Source organism: Halobacillus litoralis, from assembly GCF_004101865.1.
Lineage (GTDB): Bacteria > Bacillota > Bacilli > Bacillales > Halobacillaceae > Halobacillus > Halobacillus litoralis_A.
Window position 1 is genome coordinate 3,614,888 of record NZ_CP026118.1, and the last position, 19,169, is coordinate 3,634,056.

16 protein-coding genes and 1 other annotated feature are annotated in these 19,169 nt (G+C 41.7%); of the genes, 15 read left to right on the top strand and 1 reads right to left on the bottom strand.

From position 1 onward, the window contains the following. The first annotated feature begins 93 nt into the window (after nucleotides 1–93). The 3 genes from HLI_RS17840 to pheT all read left to right on the top strand — a co-directional run bounded on the left by HLI_RS17840 (nucleotide 94) and on the right by pheT (nucleotide 4,629). Entirely contained in the window at nucleotides 94–828 is a 735-nt protein-coding gene (locus HLI_RS17840; RefSeq protein WP_128526260.1) for a TrmH family RNA methyltransferase, read from the top strand. Nucleotides 829–885: 57 nt separating this feature from the next. Then, nucleotides 886–1,107 (top strand) — a binding site (T-box leader). Between the two features lie 45 nt (nucleotides 1,108–1,152). Continuing rightward, a complete protein-coding gene (pheS, locus tag HLI_RS17845) occupies nucleotides 1,153–2,187 on the top strand; it encodes a phenylalanine--tRNA ligase subunit alpha (RefSeq protein ID WP_128526261.1) in 1,035 nt (344 codons plus the stop codon). Nucleotides 2,188–2,202: 15 nt separating this feature from the next. Further along, nucleotides 2,203–4,629: a phenylalanine--tRNA ligase subunit beta gene (pheT, locus tag HLI_RS17850; protein ID WP_128526262.1), complete on the top strand. Its 2,427-nt coding sequence runs from the start codon at nucleotides 2,203–2,205 to the stop codon at nucleotides 4,627–4,629. A gap of 326 nt (nucleotides 4,630–4,955) precedes the next feature. Here the strand turns inward: pheT and rnhC are convergent, their stop codons facing one another. Beyond that, nucleotides 4,956–5,894, bottom strand: coding sequence for a ribonuclease HIII (gene rnhC, locus HLI_RS17855; protein ID WP_128526263.1), 939 nt, complete (start codon nucleotides 5,892–5,894; stop codon nucleotides 4,956–4,958). A 150-nt stretch (nucleotides 5,895–6,044) separates the two neighbouring features. On the opposite strand from rnhC, the gene zapA reads away from it, so the two are divergent. The 12 genes from zapA (at nucleotide 6,045) to uvrC (ending at nucleotide 19,164) form a co-directional block, all read left to right on the top strand. Further along, complete coding sequence (gene zapA, locus HLI_RS17860) at nucleotides 6,045–6,326, top strand: cell division protein ZapA (protein WP_128526264.1); 282 nt, start codon at nucleotides 6,045–6,047, stop codon at nucleotides 6,324–6,326. A 4-nt stretch (nucleotides 6,327–6,330) separates the two neighbouring features. Further along, nucleotides 6,331–6,873, top strand: coding sequence for a CvpA family protein (locus HLI_RS17865; protein ID WP_128526265.1), 543 nt, complete (start codon nucleotides 6,331–6,333; stop codon nucleotides 6,871–6,873). A gap of 185 nt (nucleotides 6,874–7,058) precedes the next feature. Then, complete coding sequence (polX, locus tag HLI_RS17870; protein ID WP_128526266.1) at nucleotides 7,059–8,774, top strand: DNA polymerase/3'-5' exonuclease PolX; 1,716 nt, start codon at nucleotides 7,059–7,061, stop codon at nucleotides 8,772–8,774. A gap of 25 nt (nucleotides 8,775–8,799) precedes the next feature. Continuing rightward, complete coding sequence (locus HLI_RS17875; protein ID WP_128526267.1) at nucleotides 8,800–11,142, top strand: endonuclease MutS2; 2,343 nt, start codon at nucleotides 8,800–8,802, stop codon at nucleotides 11,140–11,142. Between the two features lie 28 nt (nucleotides 11,143–11,170). Beyond that, nucleotides 11,171–11,578 carry a DUF350 domain-containing protein gene (locus tag HLI_RS17880; RefSeq protein WP_128526268.1) on the top strand — a complete coding sequence of 136 codons (408 nt, stop codon included), beginning with the start codon at nucleotides 11,171–11,173 and terminating at the stop codon, nucleotides 11,576–11,578. A gap of 237 nt (nucleotides 11,579–11,815) precedes the next feature. After that, nucleotides 11,816–13,519 (top strand): long-chain-fatty-acid--CoA ligase, encoded by a 1,704-nt coding sequence (locus HLI_RS17885; protein ID WP_128526269.1) that lies wholly within the window; start codon nucleotides 11,816–11,818, stop codon nucleotides 13,517–13,519. Between the two features lie 100 nt (nucleotides 13,520–13,619). Beyond that, nucleotides 13,620–14,210 (top strand): fatty acid metabolism transcriptional regulator FadR, encoded by a 591-nt coding sequence (locus HLI_RS17890; RefSeq protein ID WP_128526270.1) that lies wholly within the window; start codon nucleotides 13,620–13,622, stop codon nucleotides 14,208–14,210. A gap of 15 nt (nucleotides 14,211–14,225) precedes the next feature. Continuing rightward, complete coding sequence (locus tag HLI_RS17895) at nucleotides 14,226–14,999, top strand: enoyl-CoA hydratase (protein ID WP_128526271.1); 774 nt, start codon at nucleotides 14,226–14,228, stop codon at nucleotides 14,997–14,999. 17 nt (nucleotides 15,000–15,016) lie between these two features. Further along, nucleotides 15,017–15,790 carry an electron transfer flavoprotein subunit beta/FixA family protein gene (locus HLI_RS17900; protein WP_128526272.1) on the top strand — a complete coding sequence of 258 codons (774 nt, stop codon included), beginning with the start codon at nucleotides 15,017–15,019 and terminating at the stop codon, nucleotides 15,788–15,790. Between the two features lie 26 nt (nucleotides 15,791–15,816). Further along, a complete protein-coding gene (locus HLI_RS17905; protein ID WP_128526273.1) occupies nucleotides 15,817–16,797 on the top strand; it encodes an electron transfer flavoprotein subunit alpha/FixB family protein in 981 nt (326 codons plus the stop codon). A 138-nt stretch (nucleotides 16,798–16,935) separates the two neighbouring features. Next, complete coding sequence (trxA, locus tag HLI_RS17910) at nucleotides 16,936–17,250, top strand: thioredoxin (protein WP_128526274.1); 315 nt, start codon at nucleotides 16,936–16,938, stop codon at nucleotides 17,248–17,250. Nucleotides 17,251–17,370: 120 nt separating this feature from the next. After that, nucleotides 17,371–19,164, top strand: coding sequence for an excinuclease ABC subunit UvrC (uvrC, locus tag HLI_RS17915; protein WP_128526275.1), 1,794 nt, complete (start codon nucleotides 17,371–17,373; stop codon nucleotides 19,162–19,164). The last annotated feature ends 5 nt before the right edge of the window (nucleotides 19,165–19,169 follow it).

Below are 19,169 nucleotides of genomic sequence, written 5' to 3' on the forward strand. Positions count from 1 at the left end.
CTTAAATCGTAATAATATTCTTTCTTAGTTTGACCAACACGGCTTCTGCTATGTATGATAAATGAGAAATAAACACGTAAATGAGGGACAAAAATGCTGACTTCCTTACAAAATGCAAAAGTGAAGGAATGGAAAAAACTACATAAGCGGAAGTATAGAGACATGAAGGGCCAGTTTCTTGTTGAAGGTGTTCACCTGGTAGAAGAAGTACTTAAAAGCGATTGGGATGTTGTTGAACTTATCTTTCGTGAAGGAACTGAATTCCCGTTTCCAGAGGGTATTAGGGTTACAGAAGTAAGTGGACAGGTTTTTGCAGCCATTGCCGAAACGGAAACCCCTCAAGGAATTGCCGCTCTCGTAAAACAGAAAAAGTTGTCATATACTCCTGGTAATTTGACCTTGATGATAGATGCTGTGCAGGATCCCGGAAACATCGGTACATTAATCAGAACGGCTGATGCAGCAGGGTTTGATGATGTCATTTTGGGTACAGGTTGTGTGGATCTTTATAATGATAAGGTCATTCGCTCAACTCAAGGTTCCATTTTCCACGTACCTATCCATACCGGAGACCTTCAAAAATATATAAACCACATGAAAAAACACAATGTAGAGATATGGGCAGCTGCTTTACAAAAGGCAACGCCATTTCAACAGCTTGAGACTCCCGGGAAGGCTGGATTGATTGTCGGGAATGAAGGGCAAGGTATAAAAGAAGATTTGATTTCACAATCAGATCAGCGGGTCTATATTCCAATTTACGGTCAAGCGGAGTCATTGAATGTTGCAATTGCTGGCGCGGTCTTGATGTATCATTTGAGAGGCTAAGGTTGCATCGATCATCGTCTTTGTCTATAATGTACTCAGTTGAAAGAATTTCATTATTGAAAAGCGTTGAAAGAGCAAAGTAAATGAATGTAAATCATTTCAGGAAGGAAGCACCTTGGACTGGAAGTGCTTCTAATGTGACATTTATTGAAATTTCACTCTGGAGCTGACCATTTTTTGGTCCGGATTCCATATCCGTTATTGTTTCGAAGTGGGCACATTCAACATGTGTCAACAAGGGTGGTACCGCGAATCGACCATATAAGTCTCGTCCCTTTTTTAGGGATGGGACTTTTTTATTTTCATATAAAGGAGGAAAATGAGATGAAAGAACGTTTAGAACAGTTGAAGCAGGAGGCTTTACAGAAAGTTGAAAATGCTGATTCTGTCCAAAATCTAAAAGATGTCAGAATTGAATACTTAGGAAAAAAAGGGCCGATTACTGAGGTTCTTCGAGGTATGGGCAAGTTATCAAAAGAAGAGCGACCAGTCATTGGTCAATTGGCCAATGATGTCCGTGAGAATATAGCCGAAGCGATAGAAGTGAAGCAAACTCGTTTAGAGGATGAAGCAATGGAAAAACAATTGGAGGAAGAGAGTGTTGATGTCACTTTGCCTGGTCGTCCAGTTCAAGTAGGAGGACCGCATTTATTGACGAGCATCGTTGAGGAAATTGAAGACCTGTTTATAGGAATGGGCTTTGAAATTAAAGAAGGTCCAGAAGTGGAGACTGATTATTATAACTTCGAAGCTCTGAATTTGCCAAAAGGTCATCCAGCTCGAGATATGCAGGATTCATTCTATATTACAGAAGAATTGTTATTGCGTACGCATACATCTCCTGTACAAGCACGTACTATGGGAGCGAAGAATGGCAGTGAACCGGTTAAAATGATTTGCCCCGGTAAAGTATACCGCCGTGACACCGATGATGCCACTCACTCTCATCAATTTACACAAATTGAAGGTTTATTAGTGGATAAACATGTACGGATGAGCGACTTGAAAGGTGTTTTGAATGCTTTTGCCAAGCAAATGTTCGGTTCAGACCGTGAAATCCGTCTTCGTCCAAGTTTTTTCCCTTTTACAGAACCATCTGTAGAGATGGACATCTCATGTAAAGTTTGTGGAGGAATAGGGTGTTCAGTCTGTAAGGGTACAGGTTGGATAGAAATTTTAGGTGGCGGCATGGTCCACCCTAACGTTTTGGAGTTGGCAGGTTATGATTCTGCAGAGTACTCTGGATTCGCTTTCGGTATGGGACCAGAGCGGATTGCTATGCTGAAATACGGAGTGGACGACATCCGGCATTTCTATACGAACGACATCCGATTCTTAGAACAGTATCATAAGGCATAAAGGAGGAATAGAGAAATGCTTGTATCATTAAATTGGCTGCAAGAATATATAGACGTGAGTAATTACTCTCCAGAAGAGTTAGCAGAAATCATTACTAAGACAGGGATTGAAGTAGAAAGTGTTGAACCTGTGGCAGATACGGTTACAGGTGTAGTCGTTGGGCAGGTCCGTTCCTGCGAGCAGCACCCCAACGCAGACAAATTAAACCTTTGCCAAGTAGACATTGGTGAACAAACCCTGCAAATTGTTTGCGGCGCCCCGAATGTAGCTCAAGGACAAAAAGTACCTGTTGCCACACCTGGAGCCGTACTGCCAGGAGATTTCAAAATTAAGAAAACGAAATTACGTGGTGAAGAATCGAACGGGATGATTTGCTCGTTGCAGGAACTAGGCGTAGATGAAAAGGATGTTCCAAAAGAATTCACTGATGGAATTTTTGTTTTTCCGGAGGATGTTGAGGTAGGAGCCGATGCTGTATCTCTCCTTAACCTCGATGACTTGATCATTGAACTCGGTTTGACACCGAATCGTTCTGATGCTTTAAGTATGGCGGGGGTTGCATACGAAGTAGCAGCAGCGATTGATGGTTCTTATGAGCTAGCGGAAGAAGACGTAAAACCTGCTGAAGAGAAAGCGGCAGATTATATATCAGTCTCTGTAAAAGATACAGATGCCAATCCTTACTATGGAGCTTTTGTAATACAGGATATCCAGGTCGGACCCTCTCCTCTATGGATGCGTAACCGCCTCATTGCAGCAGGCATACGCCCGATTAATAATGTTGTTGACATAACGAACTATGTTTTGATGGAGTATGGTCAACCTTTACATGCTTTCGATTACGATCGCTTTGGTTCGAAAACGGTTTTGACAAGACGGGCTGGTGAAGGTGAAACGATTAAAACTTTAGACGATCAGGAACGAATACTAACACCTGAACACTTGGTGATTACTAATGGTGAAGAGGCACACGCCATTGCAGGAGTAATGGGGGGAGCGAAATCTGAAGTACAGGATGATACTTCCACCATCATTTTGGAGGCTGCTTATTTCAATCCATCTGTGGTTCGCCAATCTTCGAAGGATCATGGTTTGCGTAGTGAGTCCAGCACTAGATTCGAAAAAGGTATTGATCCTAATCGTGTTGAACGAGCGGGTAAACGTGCATGTGAACTTCTCCAGAAATATGCCTGCGGGACCGTATTAGATGGAGTAGTGAGCCATGATGAATTAGATCGCTCTGAAAAGAAGGTCAACGTAGTGACAAGTGTGATTAACAATCGGTTAGGAACAGCAATCACGACTGATGAAATGGCAGATATCTTTCGCCGTCTGCAATTTTCTTTTGAGCAAGATGGAGAAGAATTCGCCGTCTCTATTCCTACAAGACGAGGAGATATTACCATTTTTGAAGATATGCTAGAAGAAGTCGCACGTATCTATGGGTATGACAACCTCCCTTACACGTTACCACAGGGTGCTTCTCAAGCAGGTGGATTGACTCTGGAACAACAGTTGAAACGCAGAGTGAAGCATTATTTTGAAGGCGCAGGATTGCATGAAACGATTACTTACTCACTGACACATGAAAAGAAAGCATCCATGTTAGTTAGTCCAGAAGTAAGTGGCCGTGCAAATAATCCTGTCGGGTTGGCCATGCCGATGAGTGAAGATCATGGTTACCTGCGTTTAAGCATGCTTCCGGAAATATTGCAATCCCTGTCATACAATGTGGCAAGAAAGCAGGAAAATCTGGCTTATTATGAAGTAGGTACTGTTTTCATCAGTGAAGAGCAGAAGGTGACGAAACAACCCGATGAAGTGTTGCGTGCTTCTGGGGCCATAACGGGGCAATGGGTAAGCCACCCTTGGCAGCAAGAGAAAAAACAGGTCGACTTTTTCGTCGTGAAAGGTATATTGGAAGGACTCAGCAAACAGCTGGATTTACCTTTCACATACGAGGAAGCCAAACTTCCACATATGCATCCGGGCCGGACGGCTACTGTTGCTGTTGCAGGAAAAACGATAGGATTCGCGGGACAAGTTCATCCGAAGTTGCAAAAAGAGCTTGGATTGAAAGAAACCTATGTGTTTGATGTGAATTTAGAAGAACTCTTCCAAGAATATGTAAAAGAGGAAACTTTCCAGGCGATTCCTCGTCACCCATCTGTATCAAGAGATATTGCTCTGGTCGTAAATGAGCAGGTATCTGCAGGAACCATTGAGGAGACGATTGCAGAAGCTGGCTCTCCACTCGTTAAAGATGTACAGGTTTTTGATGTATATCAAGGAGAACACTTGCCAGAAGGGAAGAAATCCTTAGCTTATAGTCTTCTTTATCTCGATCCATTACGAACATTGAAGGATCAAGAGGTAGAAGAAACGCATAACCGGATTTTATCGGCTGTCAAAGAAAGGCATGAAGCAGAGTTGCGCGGCTGATTCATAAGAAAAGAGGCTGTGACAAAAGAATTTTCCCGCTAGAAGACCCGAACGAATTCGTTCGGGTTTTCTTTATGAAGCAATTAATGCATACGCCGCTCCGGCAACATACTTCGCTTTCCGCGGGCACGGCCTCAGCCTCCTCAGAAAGCAAAGACCGCTTTTCTTCCGGGGTCTTCGCCTCGTGCTGTTCCCGCAGGAGCCTACGTATGTTGCCTACGCTCCATTGGGTCCATTCCACCCTATTGTTCGTCTTTTCCAGTGGCAGTTAGTGTTTTGTCCCAGCCCCTTTCTATTTTAAGAATATAAAAGATCAGACTGTGTATTTATTTCACTAATTTTTTTGCTTTTTGTGTGTTAGCGAAATGGACTTTGGCTAACTCTTCAAGTTTAGATTCACCATAGGCTTCAATAATAGCAGCCCCAGCTTTGTCCACTTTGGAAGAAGCACCTTTGGGTATAGGTAAACCTGTATCAAACTCTAACTGGTTCATAGCTTTTACAAAAGCTGAGCGGGCAAGGATCGATCCTGTGGCCACTGCAATGGAATGACTTTCTGCTTTTGTCATGAAATACATATTTTCCTGAAGAACCAACTTTTCACTCTTCAGATGTTTTTGATAAACATGCGGTTCTGAAAACTGGTCCACTAGTATCCCAGCTGGTTTTTCAGGTTCGATTTTTTCTAATAGACGTGTGAGGGCCTGGTGGTGAAGGATGGTTTTCATCTTTCCTTGGCTCCATCCTTTGCGCTGCCATTGATTGTATTTCTTATTCGGAAGGCGCAAGAGACTATACGGAATTTTCATTGAGACAATGTCTTTGGCCAAATCAGTGATTTGAGCATCGGACAAATTCTTGGAATCCTTTACCCCGATTGCTTTCAATTGAGGAATCTGTTCTTTTGTAACATATGCTGCCGCGACGGTTATGGGGCCGAAATAATCTCCTGTACCCGCTTCATCTGAACCGATATGAGAGCTTTGGAACAACCTATCATCAGGGTAGAATTCATGTTGGTTCACATTGCTTTTTTTCTTTTTTTGTGAAGAGGCGTTTGTCACATCCCCCCATCTCCCCGCTTCTGCTTCAGGGTTTTGCCCTTGGAACAGTACCTTTCCGGAACGGTAAGCGGTAATCATACAGTTGCTGGTTTTGGCTGCGAACAATGCATGTGAAGGAGGGTCCGCTTTTTGTTGTTTTGCGTAATGTTTTTTCATTTCCTCCAAAGTAGAGGCGGGTAATTTTAATACAACCTGGGGCATAATGAGTTCCTTTCTGTATTAGAAAATGATAAGGACAGTATAGCAAATTGGATAGGAAATGAGAACATTTGCTAAATACGGCCATATTGGTTTCCTAATTGTAAGCCTTCGTGTTAATATAAAGTTTAGGATTGAGAGAAACTAGGGGGTATGTATGTGTCGCAGTCAGACCAAGGAAGAAAAAGAATTACAGTGGAGATCAATAAACGGTCTTACACTATAGTTGGTCATGAGGAGCCCCATCATATCCGTATGGTATCTAGTCTGGTGGATCAGAAAATGCGTGAAATTCATGAAGCGAACCCTAGTCTAGATACGGCAAAGCTCGCCGTATTGACCGCTGTGAATACAATGAACGAATATATGAAATTGAAGGAAGAGTGTACAGAACTGATGAACTATATTGAAAAGAAAGAGAAAGAGGACAACTGAGATTATGATTGATTTATTGCTATTATTCATCTTATTTATCGGAGTTTTGACTGGTTTGAAAAGAGGGTTTATCCTTCAACTGTTTCATTTGATCGGTTTCGTAATAGCCTTTGTACTTGCAGTGATTTACTATGATGATCTGGCACCGAAACTGACTTTATGGGTCCCCTACCCTGAGTTGCCACAAGATTCTTCATGGGCTGTTTTCTTAGATGATCTGCCATTGGAGCAGGGTTTTTATAATGCTATTGCATTTGCCATCATATTCTTCGGAGCTAAGATCATTTTACATATTATTGCTTCGATGCTGGACTTCGTGTCAGAACTCCCGATCCTGAGTTCTTTAAATACCTTATTGGGTGGAATCCTAGGCTTCATCGAAAACTATGTCATATTGTTTGTATTATTGTACATAGCGGCACTTGTTCCACTTGCAGGTGTTCAAAGTGCTCTGGACGGGTCGATGCTTGCACAGCTGATTGTAGAACATACGCCGGTGTTTTCGGAACAGTTGAAAACATTATGGATTGAGCATGTAGCAGGCTGATTAGGGACGTTTAGAAAAGATGCAGGTAGAGCCGCTATGATTTCGATCATGGCGGCTCTTTTTCATCGTTTGGAGATGGCATGAAAAAAAGACTTCTTTGAAAGAAGCAGGAAGCTGCTAAAATGCATCTCCCCATTACCCCACTCCCTATAAAATTGAAACCATGAAAAGGAGTAGATCTTTAAATGGCTATTGATAAAAAACAGGTAATAAAATTATTAGAGAAAATTGCTGTCTATTTAGAATTGAAGGGGGAAAACCCTTTTAAAATATCTGCTTATCGAAAAGCTGCCCAGGCTTTAGAAAGAGATGACCGTTCACTCAGTGAAATTGAGGACTTCACTAAAATGCAAGGGATCGGTAAAGGGACAGCAGCTGTCATCGATGAATTTTTAGAGAATGAAGAGTCTGATACTTTAAAACAGTTACAAGCAGAGGTTCCGGCAGGTCTTGTTCCTTTACTTGACCTCCCAGGGCTTGGCGGAAAGAAATTGGCCAAGCTCTATAAGCAATTAGAAGTGACAGATGCCGAATCACTGAAAGACGCCTTAGAGAGCGGAAAAGTAGAAGAGCTTGAAGGTTTCGGTAAAAAGTCTGCTGAGAAAATGTTGAAAGCATTAGAAGATGCTCATTCCAGACCTGAGCGTCTGCCCATTGCTCACATGCTGCCATTAGCTGAAAAGATCGAATCGTTCTTGGGAGAGGCTCAAACTTTCGACCGCTATTCAAGAGCCGGAAGTTTACGACGGATGCGTGAAACGATCAAAGATCTTGATTTTATCATTGCATCAAAAAAACCTGAGGAGACAAGGGACGAATTGCTATCTTATCCAGATATCAAGGATGTAGTCGCCTCAGGGGAAACGAAAGTGTCGATTGTCGTCAATGAAGGCTATGATATCGGCATTGATTTCCGCATCGTAGCACCTGAAGAATTTGCTACGACACTGCATCATTTTACAGGTTCAAAAGATCATAATGTTGCCATGAGACAGCTTGCAAAGCAGCAAAATGAAAAAATAAGTGAATATGGAATCGAGAATGTAGAAAGTGGGAAAGTCAAAACCTTTGATAGCGAAGAAGATTTCTTTAAACACTTCGACCTTCATTTCATTCCTCCAGAGGTGAGAGAAAATTATGGAGAAGTAGATAGGTTCAAAGAACCTGTCGATTTAGTTAATTTGAAAGATATTCGTGGAGATCTCCATATGCACTCAACGTGGAGTGATGGAGCGCAGTCCATAAAAGAGATGGCAGAGCGTGCAAAATCGAAGGGGTATGAGTATATCGCCATTACGGACCACTCTAAATTTTTGCGTGTAGCTAATGGATTAAGTGAAAAGCGTCTTCGCTCACAACGTGAAGAGATACAAAAAGTTAATGAAGCGATGGATGACTTCCATATTTTTGCTGGCATAGAAATGGATATTCTTCCTGATGGAAGCCTGGACTTTGATGACGATTTCTTAGAAGAAATGGATTTTGTAATCGCATCTATTCATTCAAGTTTCCAACAGTCAGAAGATAAAATAATGGAGCGATTGTCAAACGCTTTAGAAAATCCGCATGTGAATATGATCGCGCACCCTACCGGTAGGTTGATCGGACGTAGAGAAGGATATGCCGTTGATTTAGAAGGCTTGATTCAAGGCGCGAAGCGGACAGGGACGATTCTTGAGCTTAATGCCAATCCGAATCGCTTGGACTTGAACTGGGAATGGTTGATGAAGGCCCAGGAAGAAGAGGTTGAAATAGCAATTAACACAGATGCCCACAGTTATCCAATGCTTGACCACATGAATATAGGAATAGGTGCAGCCCGCAAAGGGTGGTTGAGGAAAAGCACGGTAATAAACACATGGACCAAACAACAGTTAATGGAAAAATTCAACATTCATTAACAGCAATAAAAGGAGACGGTTACACATGAATCAACGCATCCTTCATGTATTAGAATTCAAAAAAATCATAGAGCAATTAAATGCACAAACTGCATCGTCTTTAGGGAAAGAAAAGACAGCAGGTCTGAAACCCTCCTCTGATATAGACCAGGTTCGTAAATGGCAAATGGAAACAGACGAAGCTGCACAAGTGTTACGTTTGAAAGGACATGTTCCACTAGGCGGAATTTTTGATATTAAGCCGAGTTTGAAACGGACAACCATTGGCGGGGTTCTGAGTGCGATGGAATGCCTGGATATTGCAAGTACCATATATGGCGGCAGGCAGTTGAAAAGGTTTGTGGAAGATATGGATGAACCTGAAATGCCGATTCTGAGGGAAATGATCACAGGAATCGTACCAATGAAGGATCTCGAAAACGATATTAGAAATTGTATTGATGAGAATGGTGGAGTGATGGATGGTGCTTCTGAGAGATTGAGGTCAATCCGCTCCAAAATCCGTACCTATGAAAGTCGTGTCAGGGATAAGATGGATGCTTTTACAAAGTCGAAGGCAAAAATGCTTTCAGATGCCATCGTAACTATTCGTAACGAACGATATGTCCTCCCTGTTAAACAAGAATACAGGGGATCGATCGGTGGTATCGTTCATGATCAATCGTCTTCTGGTGCTACACTTTTCATAGAACCGCAGACAGTTGTCGATTTGAACAACCAACTTCAAGAATCCCGAGTACAGGAAAAGAACGAAGTGGAAAAGATTTTAAAGGATCTTTCTGAGACCATTGCAGAAAATCATCAAACCTTATATGAAAATGTCGAAGTTTTAGGCCATATCGATTTCATGTTTGCAAGAGCGAAACTGAGTAAGCTCATGAGAGCTTCGATGCCAAACATGAACAACGAAGGCCGAATTAAGATGAAACAAGCTCGACACCCTTTGATCCCTGCAGATGAAGTGGTCCCGAATGATATCGAGCTCGGCGAAGATTATTCATCGATAGTCATCACAGGTCCTAACACAGGTGGTAAAACAGTTGCATTGAAATTGGTGGGTTTGTTTACTTTGATGGCCCAATCCGGGCTGCAAGTTCCTGCCTTGGACGGTTGTGAGCTAGCTGTATTCGATGAGGTATACGCTGATATCGGCGATGAGCAATCCATTGAGCAGAGCTTGTCCACCTTTTCTTCCCATATGACAAACATCGTTGATATCTTAAAACAGGTCGACCATAACTCACTTGTGCTATTTGATGAATTAGGAGCAGGAACGGATCCTCAAGAGGGTGCCGCGCTAGCTATGTCCATTTTGGATGAAGTAGTGCAAAGGGATGCAAGAGTTATTGCAACAACTCACTACCCTGAACTGAAAGCCTATGGGTACAATCGCCCAGGAGTCATCAATGCTTCTGTTGAATTTGACATCCAAACTCTCAGACCGACATACCGTTTGCTTATCGGAGTGCCAGGGCGCAGTAATGCATTTGAAATATCCAGGAGGCTGGGGTTGGATGAAGCTGTTATCAACTCTGCTAAAAGTCACATTGGTGTCGACTCTCAAAGTGTCGAAAATATGATTGCGTCCTTGGAAGACTCCAAACGGGAAGCTGAACAGGATTATAATGAAGCTGAGCGTCTCCTTCAGGAAGCTGAAGATCTGAGAAATGAATTGAAGGTCAAGTGGAATCAGTTTGAAGAGCAGCGTGAGAAGCTTTACGAGAAAGCGGAAGCAAAAGCAGAAAAGGCGATTCGACAAGCAAGAGAAGAAGCGGAAAGCATTGTTGGTGAAATCCGTAACATGAAATCACAGGCACAAATGAAAGAGCATGAGTGGATTGAAGCCCGTAAAATGTTTGAAGAAGCTCAGCCGGAATTAGCTAAAAAGAAACAGAAGTCTCCGGCACCTAAGAGAGATACTCAAGAACTGAACACTGGTGATGAAGTGAAGCTGCTCACATTGAATCAACAAGGAACCATTGTTGATAAGACAGGTAAGAATGAGTATCAGGTACAAGTAGGCGTTATGAAGGTGAAAGCAAAACGTAAAGAACTTGAGTTCGTAAAAGCAAAACAGCCATATAAAGAGAAGCCGATGGCGACTGTAAAAGGGAAGAGCTTTCATGTGAAAACAGAGCTCGACCTTCGAGGAGAACGATATGAAGATGCTTTGAACAAATTAGAGAAGTACATTGATGACGCGTTGCTTGCTGGTTATCCTACAGTTTCCATCATCCACGGAAAAGGAACAGGAGCACTGAGAACAGCCGTCCAAAATTTCGCTAAGAACCATCGGAATATCTCCAGCCACCGTGCCGGGGGAATGAATGAAGGTGGAAGTGGAGTTACTGTATTAGAACTCCGTTAAAATGGAAAGGTAAGGGGGAGGGCGAATTATGAGTGTTTTTTGGGAATATACGTTAGTCGAAACAGCTGCACGCTACAGTGTCGTAGTCCTTTGTCTCATCGTTTTCATGGCAGTTTTCGAAATCGTGACTTCATATAACAATTGGGAAGAAATAAAAAAAGGAAATATTGCAGTAGCTATGGCTACCGGAGGTAAGATATTCGGAATCGCTAATATTTTTCGTTTTTCGATTGAACATAATGATTCACTCATTCAAACGATGGGGTGGGGGTTATATGGTTTCGTCCTTCTGTTATTTGGCTATTTCATTTTTGAATTTCTAACCCCTTCTTTTAAAATCGATAAGGAAATAGCGGCTGATAACCGGGCGGTCGGATTTATATCGTTAATCATATCTGTAGGACTTTCTTATGTGATTGGAGCGAATATCATTTAAGGGGAGAGACATGTGGAAACTTTAGCTAAAATACTGATGGTGGTAGCCACACTATTCCTGATTGTTGGTGTACTGTTCTTCATCCTATAATTAAAAAGTTCTTTCTCCGGAAAGGACTTTTTTCATAACTCCCCCCCCTATTTATGTAAAATTTTCAAAATTTAAAATAATATTTCAAAAATGATTCTTTAGTCGTTATAATAGAATAGAAGACAACTAAAAGGGAGGCATGCATGTATGACAACCTTTCAACGTCCATGGCATAAGCATTACCCACCAGAAGTCCCAGTCAGCCTGGAATACGATAATCGTCCATTGCACGATTATTTGAAAGCGAGTGCAGAAGTTTACGGTAAAAAGAAAGCGCTTTATTTTATGGGGAAAGAGCTTACCTATGAGGAATTGTACGACCAGGCACAGTCCCTCGCCAGTTATCTGCAGAGTTTAGGCTTAGAAAAAGGTGACCGTGTTTCGATTATGCTTCCCAACTGTCCACAGTCCGTCATCGCTTATTATGGAGTGCTGATGGCTGGTGGAATCGTCGTTCAGACAAACCCATTGTATATGGAAAGGGAATTGGAGTATCAATTGAATGATTCGGGTACCAAGATGATCATTTGTTTGGATGTCCTTTATCCGAAGGCGGCGAATGTGAAACCAGACACGTCCCTAGAACACATCATTGTGACAGGTATTAAAGATTACCTGCCGTTTCCTAAAAACAAAATTTACCCGTTTATTCAAAAAAGGCAATATCAAGTGCTTGTTAAACCAGAACAATCTACAGATACACATTTATGGACACACATGTTGAAAACAAGCAGTGGAGATGTAAAGCCTGTTGAAATCGATCCTCTGGAAGACTTGGCTCTTCTACAATACACTGGAGGTACCACCGGTTTTCCGAAGGGTGTAATGCTTACACACTACAATTTAGTCGTAAATACCCAAATGTCTAAGAAATGGTTGTACAAATGTAAAGATGGTGAAGAAACTGTTTTAGCCATCCTTCCCTTTTTCCATGTATATGGTATGACATCTGTTATGAATTTGTCGGTCATGATGGGGAATCGAATGGTGCTTATGCCGAAATTCGAACCTGAAGACGTTTTGAAAGTGATTGAAAAACAACGTCCCACTTTGTTCCCAGGAGCCCCGACCATTTATATTGCCCTGTTGAATCATCCAGACTTAAAGAAATATGATTTATCTTCTATAGAAGCGTGCATCAGTGGTTCAGCGCCATTACCAGTCGAAGTACAAGAACGATTTGAAGAAGTGACCGGCGGAAAACTTGTAGAAGGATATGGGCTTACAGAAACTTCCCCTGTTACCCATTCCAATTTTGTATGGGGGCAAAGAGTCAGTGGCAGCATAGGAGTTCCATGGCCTGACACAGATGCAAAGATTTTCAAAATGGAAACGGATGAAGAATCCGATCACGGTGAAATCGGCGAAATCGTTGTTAAAGGTCCTCAAGTAATGAGGGGTTATTGGAACAAGCCTGAGGAAACAGCCCAGGTATTAAGTGAGGACGGCTGGTTCAGGACTGGAGATATGGGTTATATGAATGAAGATGGTTATTTCTATATAGTTGACCGTAAAAAGGATATGATCATTGCTGGTGGCTATAACATTTATCCACGAGAGGTTGAGGAAGTCCTTTATGAGCATTCGGAAATACAGGAAGCGGTCATTGTCGGTGTACCTGATCCATATCGTGGCGAGACAGTAAAAGCTTTCATCGTCAAAAAGCAAGGCAGTGATATTACAGAAGATGAGTTGAATGAATATTGCCGGAAGAATATGGCAGCCTTCAAAGTCCCTCGTCTTTACGAATTCCGTAATGAGTTACCTAAAACTGCTGTTGGTAAAATTCTTCGCCGCACATTAATTGAGGAAGAAAAACAGAAGTATGAGGAGTCTGAGAGTGTTCAGTAGTGTCTCTAAAAAGAAAAGTTGACAGAATATTTCCTTGATTGTAGAATAATAGGTGAATGATGATTCATTCATTTTTGGTATGGATAGGCGGAGATAGACAGTGAAAAAAAACAAACCTAAGTTCAAACAAATTATCGATGCAGCAGTCGAAGTCATTGCTGAAAATGGATACCACTCCTCGCAAGTATCAAAGATCGCAAAAAAAGCGGGAGTGGCTGATGGAACCATTTATCTTTATTTTAAAAACAAGGAAGATATCCTCGTATCTCTGTTCCAAGAAAAGATGGGGCAGTTCATAGAAAAAATCGAGCAGGAAACAACCTCAAAGCAGTCAGCTGAACAAAAACTGTTCACTCTGATCCACACTCATTTTGAACAGCTGTCTGCCGATCATCATCTTGCGATTGTGACACAGTTGGAATTGCGTCAATCAAACAAAGAATTGAGACAAAAAATCAATCTTGTATTGAAACGCTACCTTAAAGTCATTGATCAAATCGTTGAAGAGGGTGTAGAGGAAAAGCTGTTCCGCACTGGCCTTGATCGCCGTCTTGTACGTCAAATGATTTTTGGCACTATGGATGAGACGGTGACCAATTGGGTCATGAAAGACCAGCGATATAACATAGTAGACCAGGCGAAAGAAGTCCATAGCTTGATTATTCATGGATTAGCCCATAACGGTCAGTGAAAAGGAGATGTCATTTTGTCTACTTTAACATTGCAAGTCAAGGAAAACGTAGCGGAGATAACCATCCAGAGTCCACCTGCCAATGCATTATCAAGTACGATTTTGCAAGATCTTTCAAAAGAGCTGGATAAAATCGAGAAGGATTGTTCTGTAAAAGCGATATTGTTGAAGGGTGAGGGCAAATTCTTCTCGGCGGGAGCAGATATTAAAGAATTTACTTCCCTGCAGGGAGCTTCTGATTATACAGAATTGTCAGGAAAAGGCCAGGAACTATTCAACAGGATTGAACACTTCCCCATACCAGTTATTGCTGCGATTCATGGGGCAGCCTTAGGTGGCGGGTTAGAGTTAGCTATGTCCTGCCATATACGTTATGTAGCTGATGATGCAAAATTGGGCTTGCCGGAATTGAACCTCGGAATTATTCCGGGATTCGCTGGAACCCAGCGTCTTCCAAGGCATGTAGGGACAGCTAAGGCTTACGAAATGATTTTATCAGGAATCCCGATAACAGGACGAGAAGCCGTGCAAATAGGGTTGGCGAACCAAAGCTTTACGAACGAAGAGCTTTTTGTTGCAGCAGAAAAACTTGCGAAAGCCATTGCCAGTAAAAGTGGCCCCACAATAAATCATGTGATGAACTTGATTCCATTTGCTCACACTTCGCAATTTGAAACAGGTGTAAGCGCAGAGGCAAAGGCATTTGGTGAAGTCTTCGGCAATGAAGATGCCAAGGAAGGCATACAGGCATTTATTGAGAAAAGAAGTCCAGAGTTTAAAGATCAATAGTCCAGGAGGTAATATACATGAATATTTACGTCTTACTGAAAAGAACCTTTGACACAGAAGAGAAAATTTCCGTCAACAACGGGGTCATTGAAGATGATGGTGCTGAATTCATCATTAACCCATACGATGAATATGCAGTTGAAGAAGCTATCAATATCCGCGAGGAGCATGGCGGAGAAGTTACAGTCGTGACCATTGGGGAAGAGGAAGCTGAGAAACAACTTCGAACCGCTTTAGCAATGGGGGCTGACAAGGCTGTCCTGATCAATACCGAAGACGATCTTGAGGAAGGAGACCAGTTCACTACAGTGAAAATTCTGGAATCATTCTTCAAGGATCGTGAAGTGGATATCATCTTAGGAGGAAACGTAGCAATTGATGAAGCTAGTGGCCAAGTAGGTCCTCGCTTAGCAGAACGTTTAGATATCCCTTGTGTAACGACGATTACAAGTATTGACATTGATGGATCGACCGTCAATATTGAAAGGGATGTTGAAGGGGATGTAGAGAAAGTAGAAACAAGTCTTCCATTGCTCGTTACGTGCCAGCAAGGGTTGAACGAGCCTAGATATCCATCTTTACCAGGAATCATGAAAGCTAAGAAAAAGCCTTTGGATGAATTGGAAATAGACGATCTCGATCTAGATGAAGATGAGGTTGAACCTAAGACGAAGACTACTGAGATTTTCCTTCCACCGGAAAAACAAGCTGGTAAAGTGCTAGAAGGCGAAGTAGATGATCAAGTGAAAGAACTCGTTTCGTTACTGAAAACAGAAGCTAAAGTACTGTAAATAGAGGAAGGGAAAGGAGAATCGTTATGAGTAAAAAAGTATTAGTGATCGGAGAAGCTAAAGAAGGTTCATTACGTAATGTAACGTTTGAAGCTATTGCTGCAGCAAATATCGTGAGTGACGGAGGCGAAGTCGTCGGAGTCTTATGTGGTGATGGCGATTTGGACGAAATGGGTCAAGAAATGGTTTATCATGGGGCGGCACGTGTAATTACAATTTCAAACCCGGAATTGAAAACGTATACATCTGATGGTTATGGTCAAGCGGTTTATCAAGTGATTGAAGATGAGTCCCCAGAAGGAATCATTATGGGTCACACGGCTATCGGCAAAGATCTGACACCCAAATTAGCAAGTAAACTTGAATCCGGTTTAATATCGGACTCTACTGAAGTTGTTGCTGAAAGTGGCAATATCGTTTTCACGCGTCCGATATACTCAGGTAAAGCTTTTGAGAAAAAAGAAATAACAGATGGACTTATTTTCGCTACTATCCGTCCGAACAATATTCCTGCAATGGAGCGTAACGATTCATTGAGTGGAGAAGTCACTGAAAAAGATGTGGAGATCACGAATATCCGCACAGTGATCAAGGACATTCTTCGTAAGTCTTCGGATGGTATCGACTTATCCGAGGCGAAAGTAATCATTGCCGGTGGCCGCGGTGTGAAAAGTGAAGAAGGATTTGAGCCTTTGGAAAAACTGGCAGAAGTCCTAGGTGGAACCGTAGGAGCTTCGCGGGGAGCCTGTGACGCTGGGTATTGTGATTATTCCTTGCAAATTGGGCAGACAGGGAAAGTCGTCACCCCTGATTTGTATATCGCATGCGGAATTTCAGGAGCAATTCAACACTTAGCGGGAATGTCTAACTCCAAAGTAATCGTTGCGATCAATAAAGATCCAGAAGCAAACATATTCAATGTAGCTGACTATGGGATTGTAGGAGATTTGTTTGATGTCGTACCTAAATTGATCGAAGAAGTGAAAGAAATGAAAGTCAACGCATAATTTTTACCTTAAAGCCGAAGCCAAATATTTGGCTTCGGCTTTATTCCGTGTTTAAATAAGGTATAAACAAATTGTTAGTCACTAAAAATAGATAGTGATATACTCTAAACAGACTATTGGTCGAGGAGGAATTATAGTATGGCAATTGTAAAAGCGACTGATCAAAACTTTACTGAAGAAACAAAACAAGGACTTGTCCTGGCTGATTTTTGGGCTCCTTGGTGTGGCCCTTGTAAAATGATCGCTCCTGTACTTGAAGAGTTAGATGAAGAAATGAGCGATCAAGTGAAAATCGTTAAGTTGGATGTAGATGAGAACCAGGAGACAGCTGGAAAGTACGGAGTTATGAGTATTCCGACACTCCTTCTTTTCAAAGACGGGCAAGTTGTAGACCAAGTTATCGGTTTCCAACCTAAAGAAGCTCTGGCTGAATTGATTTCTAAGCATTCCTAAGAATGAGTTTTCCGTTATAAAAGCCGCGTTGCCAAGCAGCGCGGCTTTTATAATGCATAACTTTTCACCAGTGTGGTATTTTCTTTATATAAACTTCTCGAAGTGATGGAGTGAATCATTATGAATTTAACGATAAAAGAAAAACTTGCAGTATTGCCTGACCAGCCCGGATGCTATTTGATGAAAGATAAGAATGGAACCATTATATATGTAGGTAAATCCAAAGTTTTAAAAAACAGGGTCCGTTCTTATTTTACTGGAGCTCACGATGGCAAAACGCAGCGGTTAGTCCGTGAAATCATAGATTTTGAATATATAGTAACAACATCAGAGATTGAAGCTTTGATTTTGGAAATGAATTTAATCAAGAAATACGATCCAAAGTATAATGTCCTTCTTAAAGATGACAAGACCTATCCATACTTGAAAGTTACAGCTGAGCGCCACCCCAGATTGATTGTGACAAGGAATGTTAAAAAAGATAAAGGGAAGTATTTCGGACCCTATCCTAATGTTATCGCAGCCCGTGAAACAAAGAAATTACTGGATCGGTTATATCCACTGAGAAAATGCAATACCATGCCAGATCGTGTTTGTCTTTATTATCACATGCATCAATGTTTAGGTCCGTGTGAATTCAAGGTTTCTAAAAATACGAATGAAGAAATTGTCCAGAACATCACTTCCTTCTTAAATGGTGGGCATACTGAAATTAAGAAGGATCTTAAGAAAAGGATGTATGAAGCTTCAGAGGATCTTGATTTTGAAAGGGCGAAAGAACTGCGGGATCAAACCGAACACATTGAATCAGTGATGGAACAGCAGAAAATGACAATGAATGACCAAGTGGATCGAGATGTTTTTGGGTATTCATATGATAAAGGCTGGATGTGTGTTCAGGTCTTCTTTGTTCGACAAGGTAAATTGATTGAACGTGATGTCGCTCTATTTCCGTTCTTTGATGACCCTGAAGAAACATTCCTGAGCTATATTGGACGGTTTTATTTACACCAGAACCACCCATATCCTAAGCAGATTCTTGTACCGGTGGCTACAGATGTGGATGTATTAGAAGGTGCACTTGAAACGAAAGTTCATATCCCGATGAGAGGGAGAAAGAAAGAACTGGTTGAGCTGGCCATGAAGAATGCCGAAATATCATTAGAAGAAAAATTCGCATTAATAGAAAGAGATGAAGAAAGAACGATTAAAGCTGTTGAATCTTTAGGCAACCATCTTCATATTGAAACACCGCATCGCATAGAGGCTTTTGATAACTCAAATATCCAGGGGGTCGACCCGGTTTCAGCGATGGTCGTCTTCATCGACGGCAAACCAAATAAAAAAGAATACAGAAAGTATAAAGTACGGGATGTCGAAGGACCTGACGATTATGAAACGATGAGAGAAGTAGTGAGGCGCAGATATAAACGTGTGTTGAAAGAAGATCTCCCCCTTCCCGACTTGATTGTGGTGGATGGAGGAAAAGGACAAATGACAGCAGCCCTTGATGTGTTGGAAAATGAATTAGGGCTGGATGTTCCTCTGTGTGGTTTAGCAAAAGATGATAAACACAAAACGAGCGAATTACTTTATGGGGATCCACCTGTTCCAGTTGATTTGGACCGGAAATCACAGGAGTTTTATTTAGTGCAAAGGATACAGGATGAGGTGCACCGTTTTGCAATTTCATTCCACCGTCAATTGCGTGGAAAAGGGGCCATTCAATCTGAGTTGGATAACATCCCTGGTGTCGGCCAAAAAAGAAGAAGGTTGCTGCTTCGTCATTTTAAATCATTGCATGATATAAAAAATGCTGAATTGAATGAAATTACACGATTAGGCGTGCCGGAACCTGTAGCGAATACGATTCTAATCCACTTAAATCAAGAAGAAGAACCAGCGGAAGATTGACAGCT

Bases quoted from the DNA above. Each gene is read 5' to 3' on its own strand.
- HLI_RS17840 (WP_128526260.1), top strand. From the start codon at position 94: ATGCTGACTTCCTTACAAAATGCAAAAGTGAAGGAATGGAAAAAACTA.
- pheS (WP_128526261.1), top strand. From the start codon at position 1,153: ATGAAAGAACGTTTAGAACAGTTGAAGCAGGAGGCTTTACAGAAAGTT.
- pheT (WP_128526262.1), top strand. From the start codon at position 2,203: ATGCTTGTATCATTAAATTGGCTGCAAGAATATATAGACGTGAGTAAT.
- rnhC (WP_128526263.1), bottom strand. From the start codon at position 5,894: ATGCCCCAGGTTGTATTAAAATTACCCGCCTCTACTTTGGAGGAAATG.
- zapA (WP_128526264.1), top strand. From the start codon at position 6,045: ATGTATGTGTCGCAGTCAGACCAAGGAAGAAAAAGAATTACAGTGGAG.
- HLI_RS17865 (WP_128526265.1), top strand. From the start codon at position 6,331: ATGATTGATTTATTGCTATTATTCATCTTATTTATCGGAGTTTTGACT.
- polX (WP_128526266.1), top strand. From the start codon at position 7,059: ATGGCTATTGATAAAAAACAGGTAATAAAATTATTAGAGAAAATTGCT.
- HLI_RS17875 (WP_128526267.1), top strand. From the start codon at position 8,800: ATGAATCAACGCATCCTTCATGTATTAGAATTCAAAAAAATCATAGAG.
- HLI_RS17880 (WP_128526268.1), top strand. From the start codon at position 11,171: ATGAGTGTTTTTTGGGAATATACGTTAGTCGAAACAGCTGCACGCTAC.
- HLI_RS17885 (WP_128526269.1), top strand. From the start codon at position 11,816: ATGACAACCTTTCAACGTCCATGGCATAAGCATTACCCACCAGAAGTC.
- HLI_RS17900 (WP_128526272.1), top strand. From the start codon at position 15,017: ATGAATATTTACGTCTTACTGAAAAGAACCTTTGACACAGAAGAGAAA.
- HLI_RS17905 (WP_128526273.1), top strand. From the start codon at position 15,817: ATGAGTAAAAAAGTATTAGTGATCGGAGAAGCTAAAGAAGGTTCATTA.
- trxA (WP_128526274.1), top strand. From the start codon at position 16,936: ATGGCAATTGTAAAAGCGACTGATCAAAACTTTACTGAAGAAACAAAA.
- uvrC (WP_128526275.1), top strand. From the start codon at position 17,371: ATGAATTTAACGATAAAAGAAAAACTTGCAGTATTGCCTGACCAGCCC.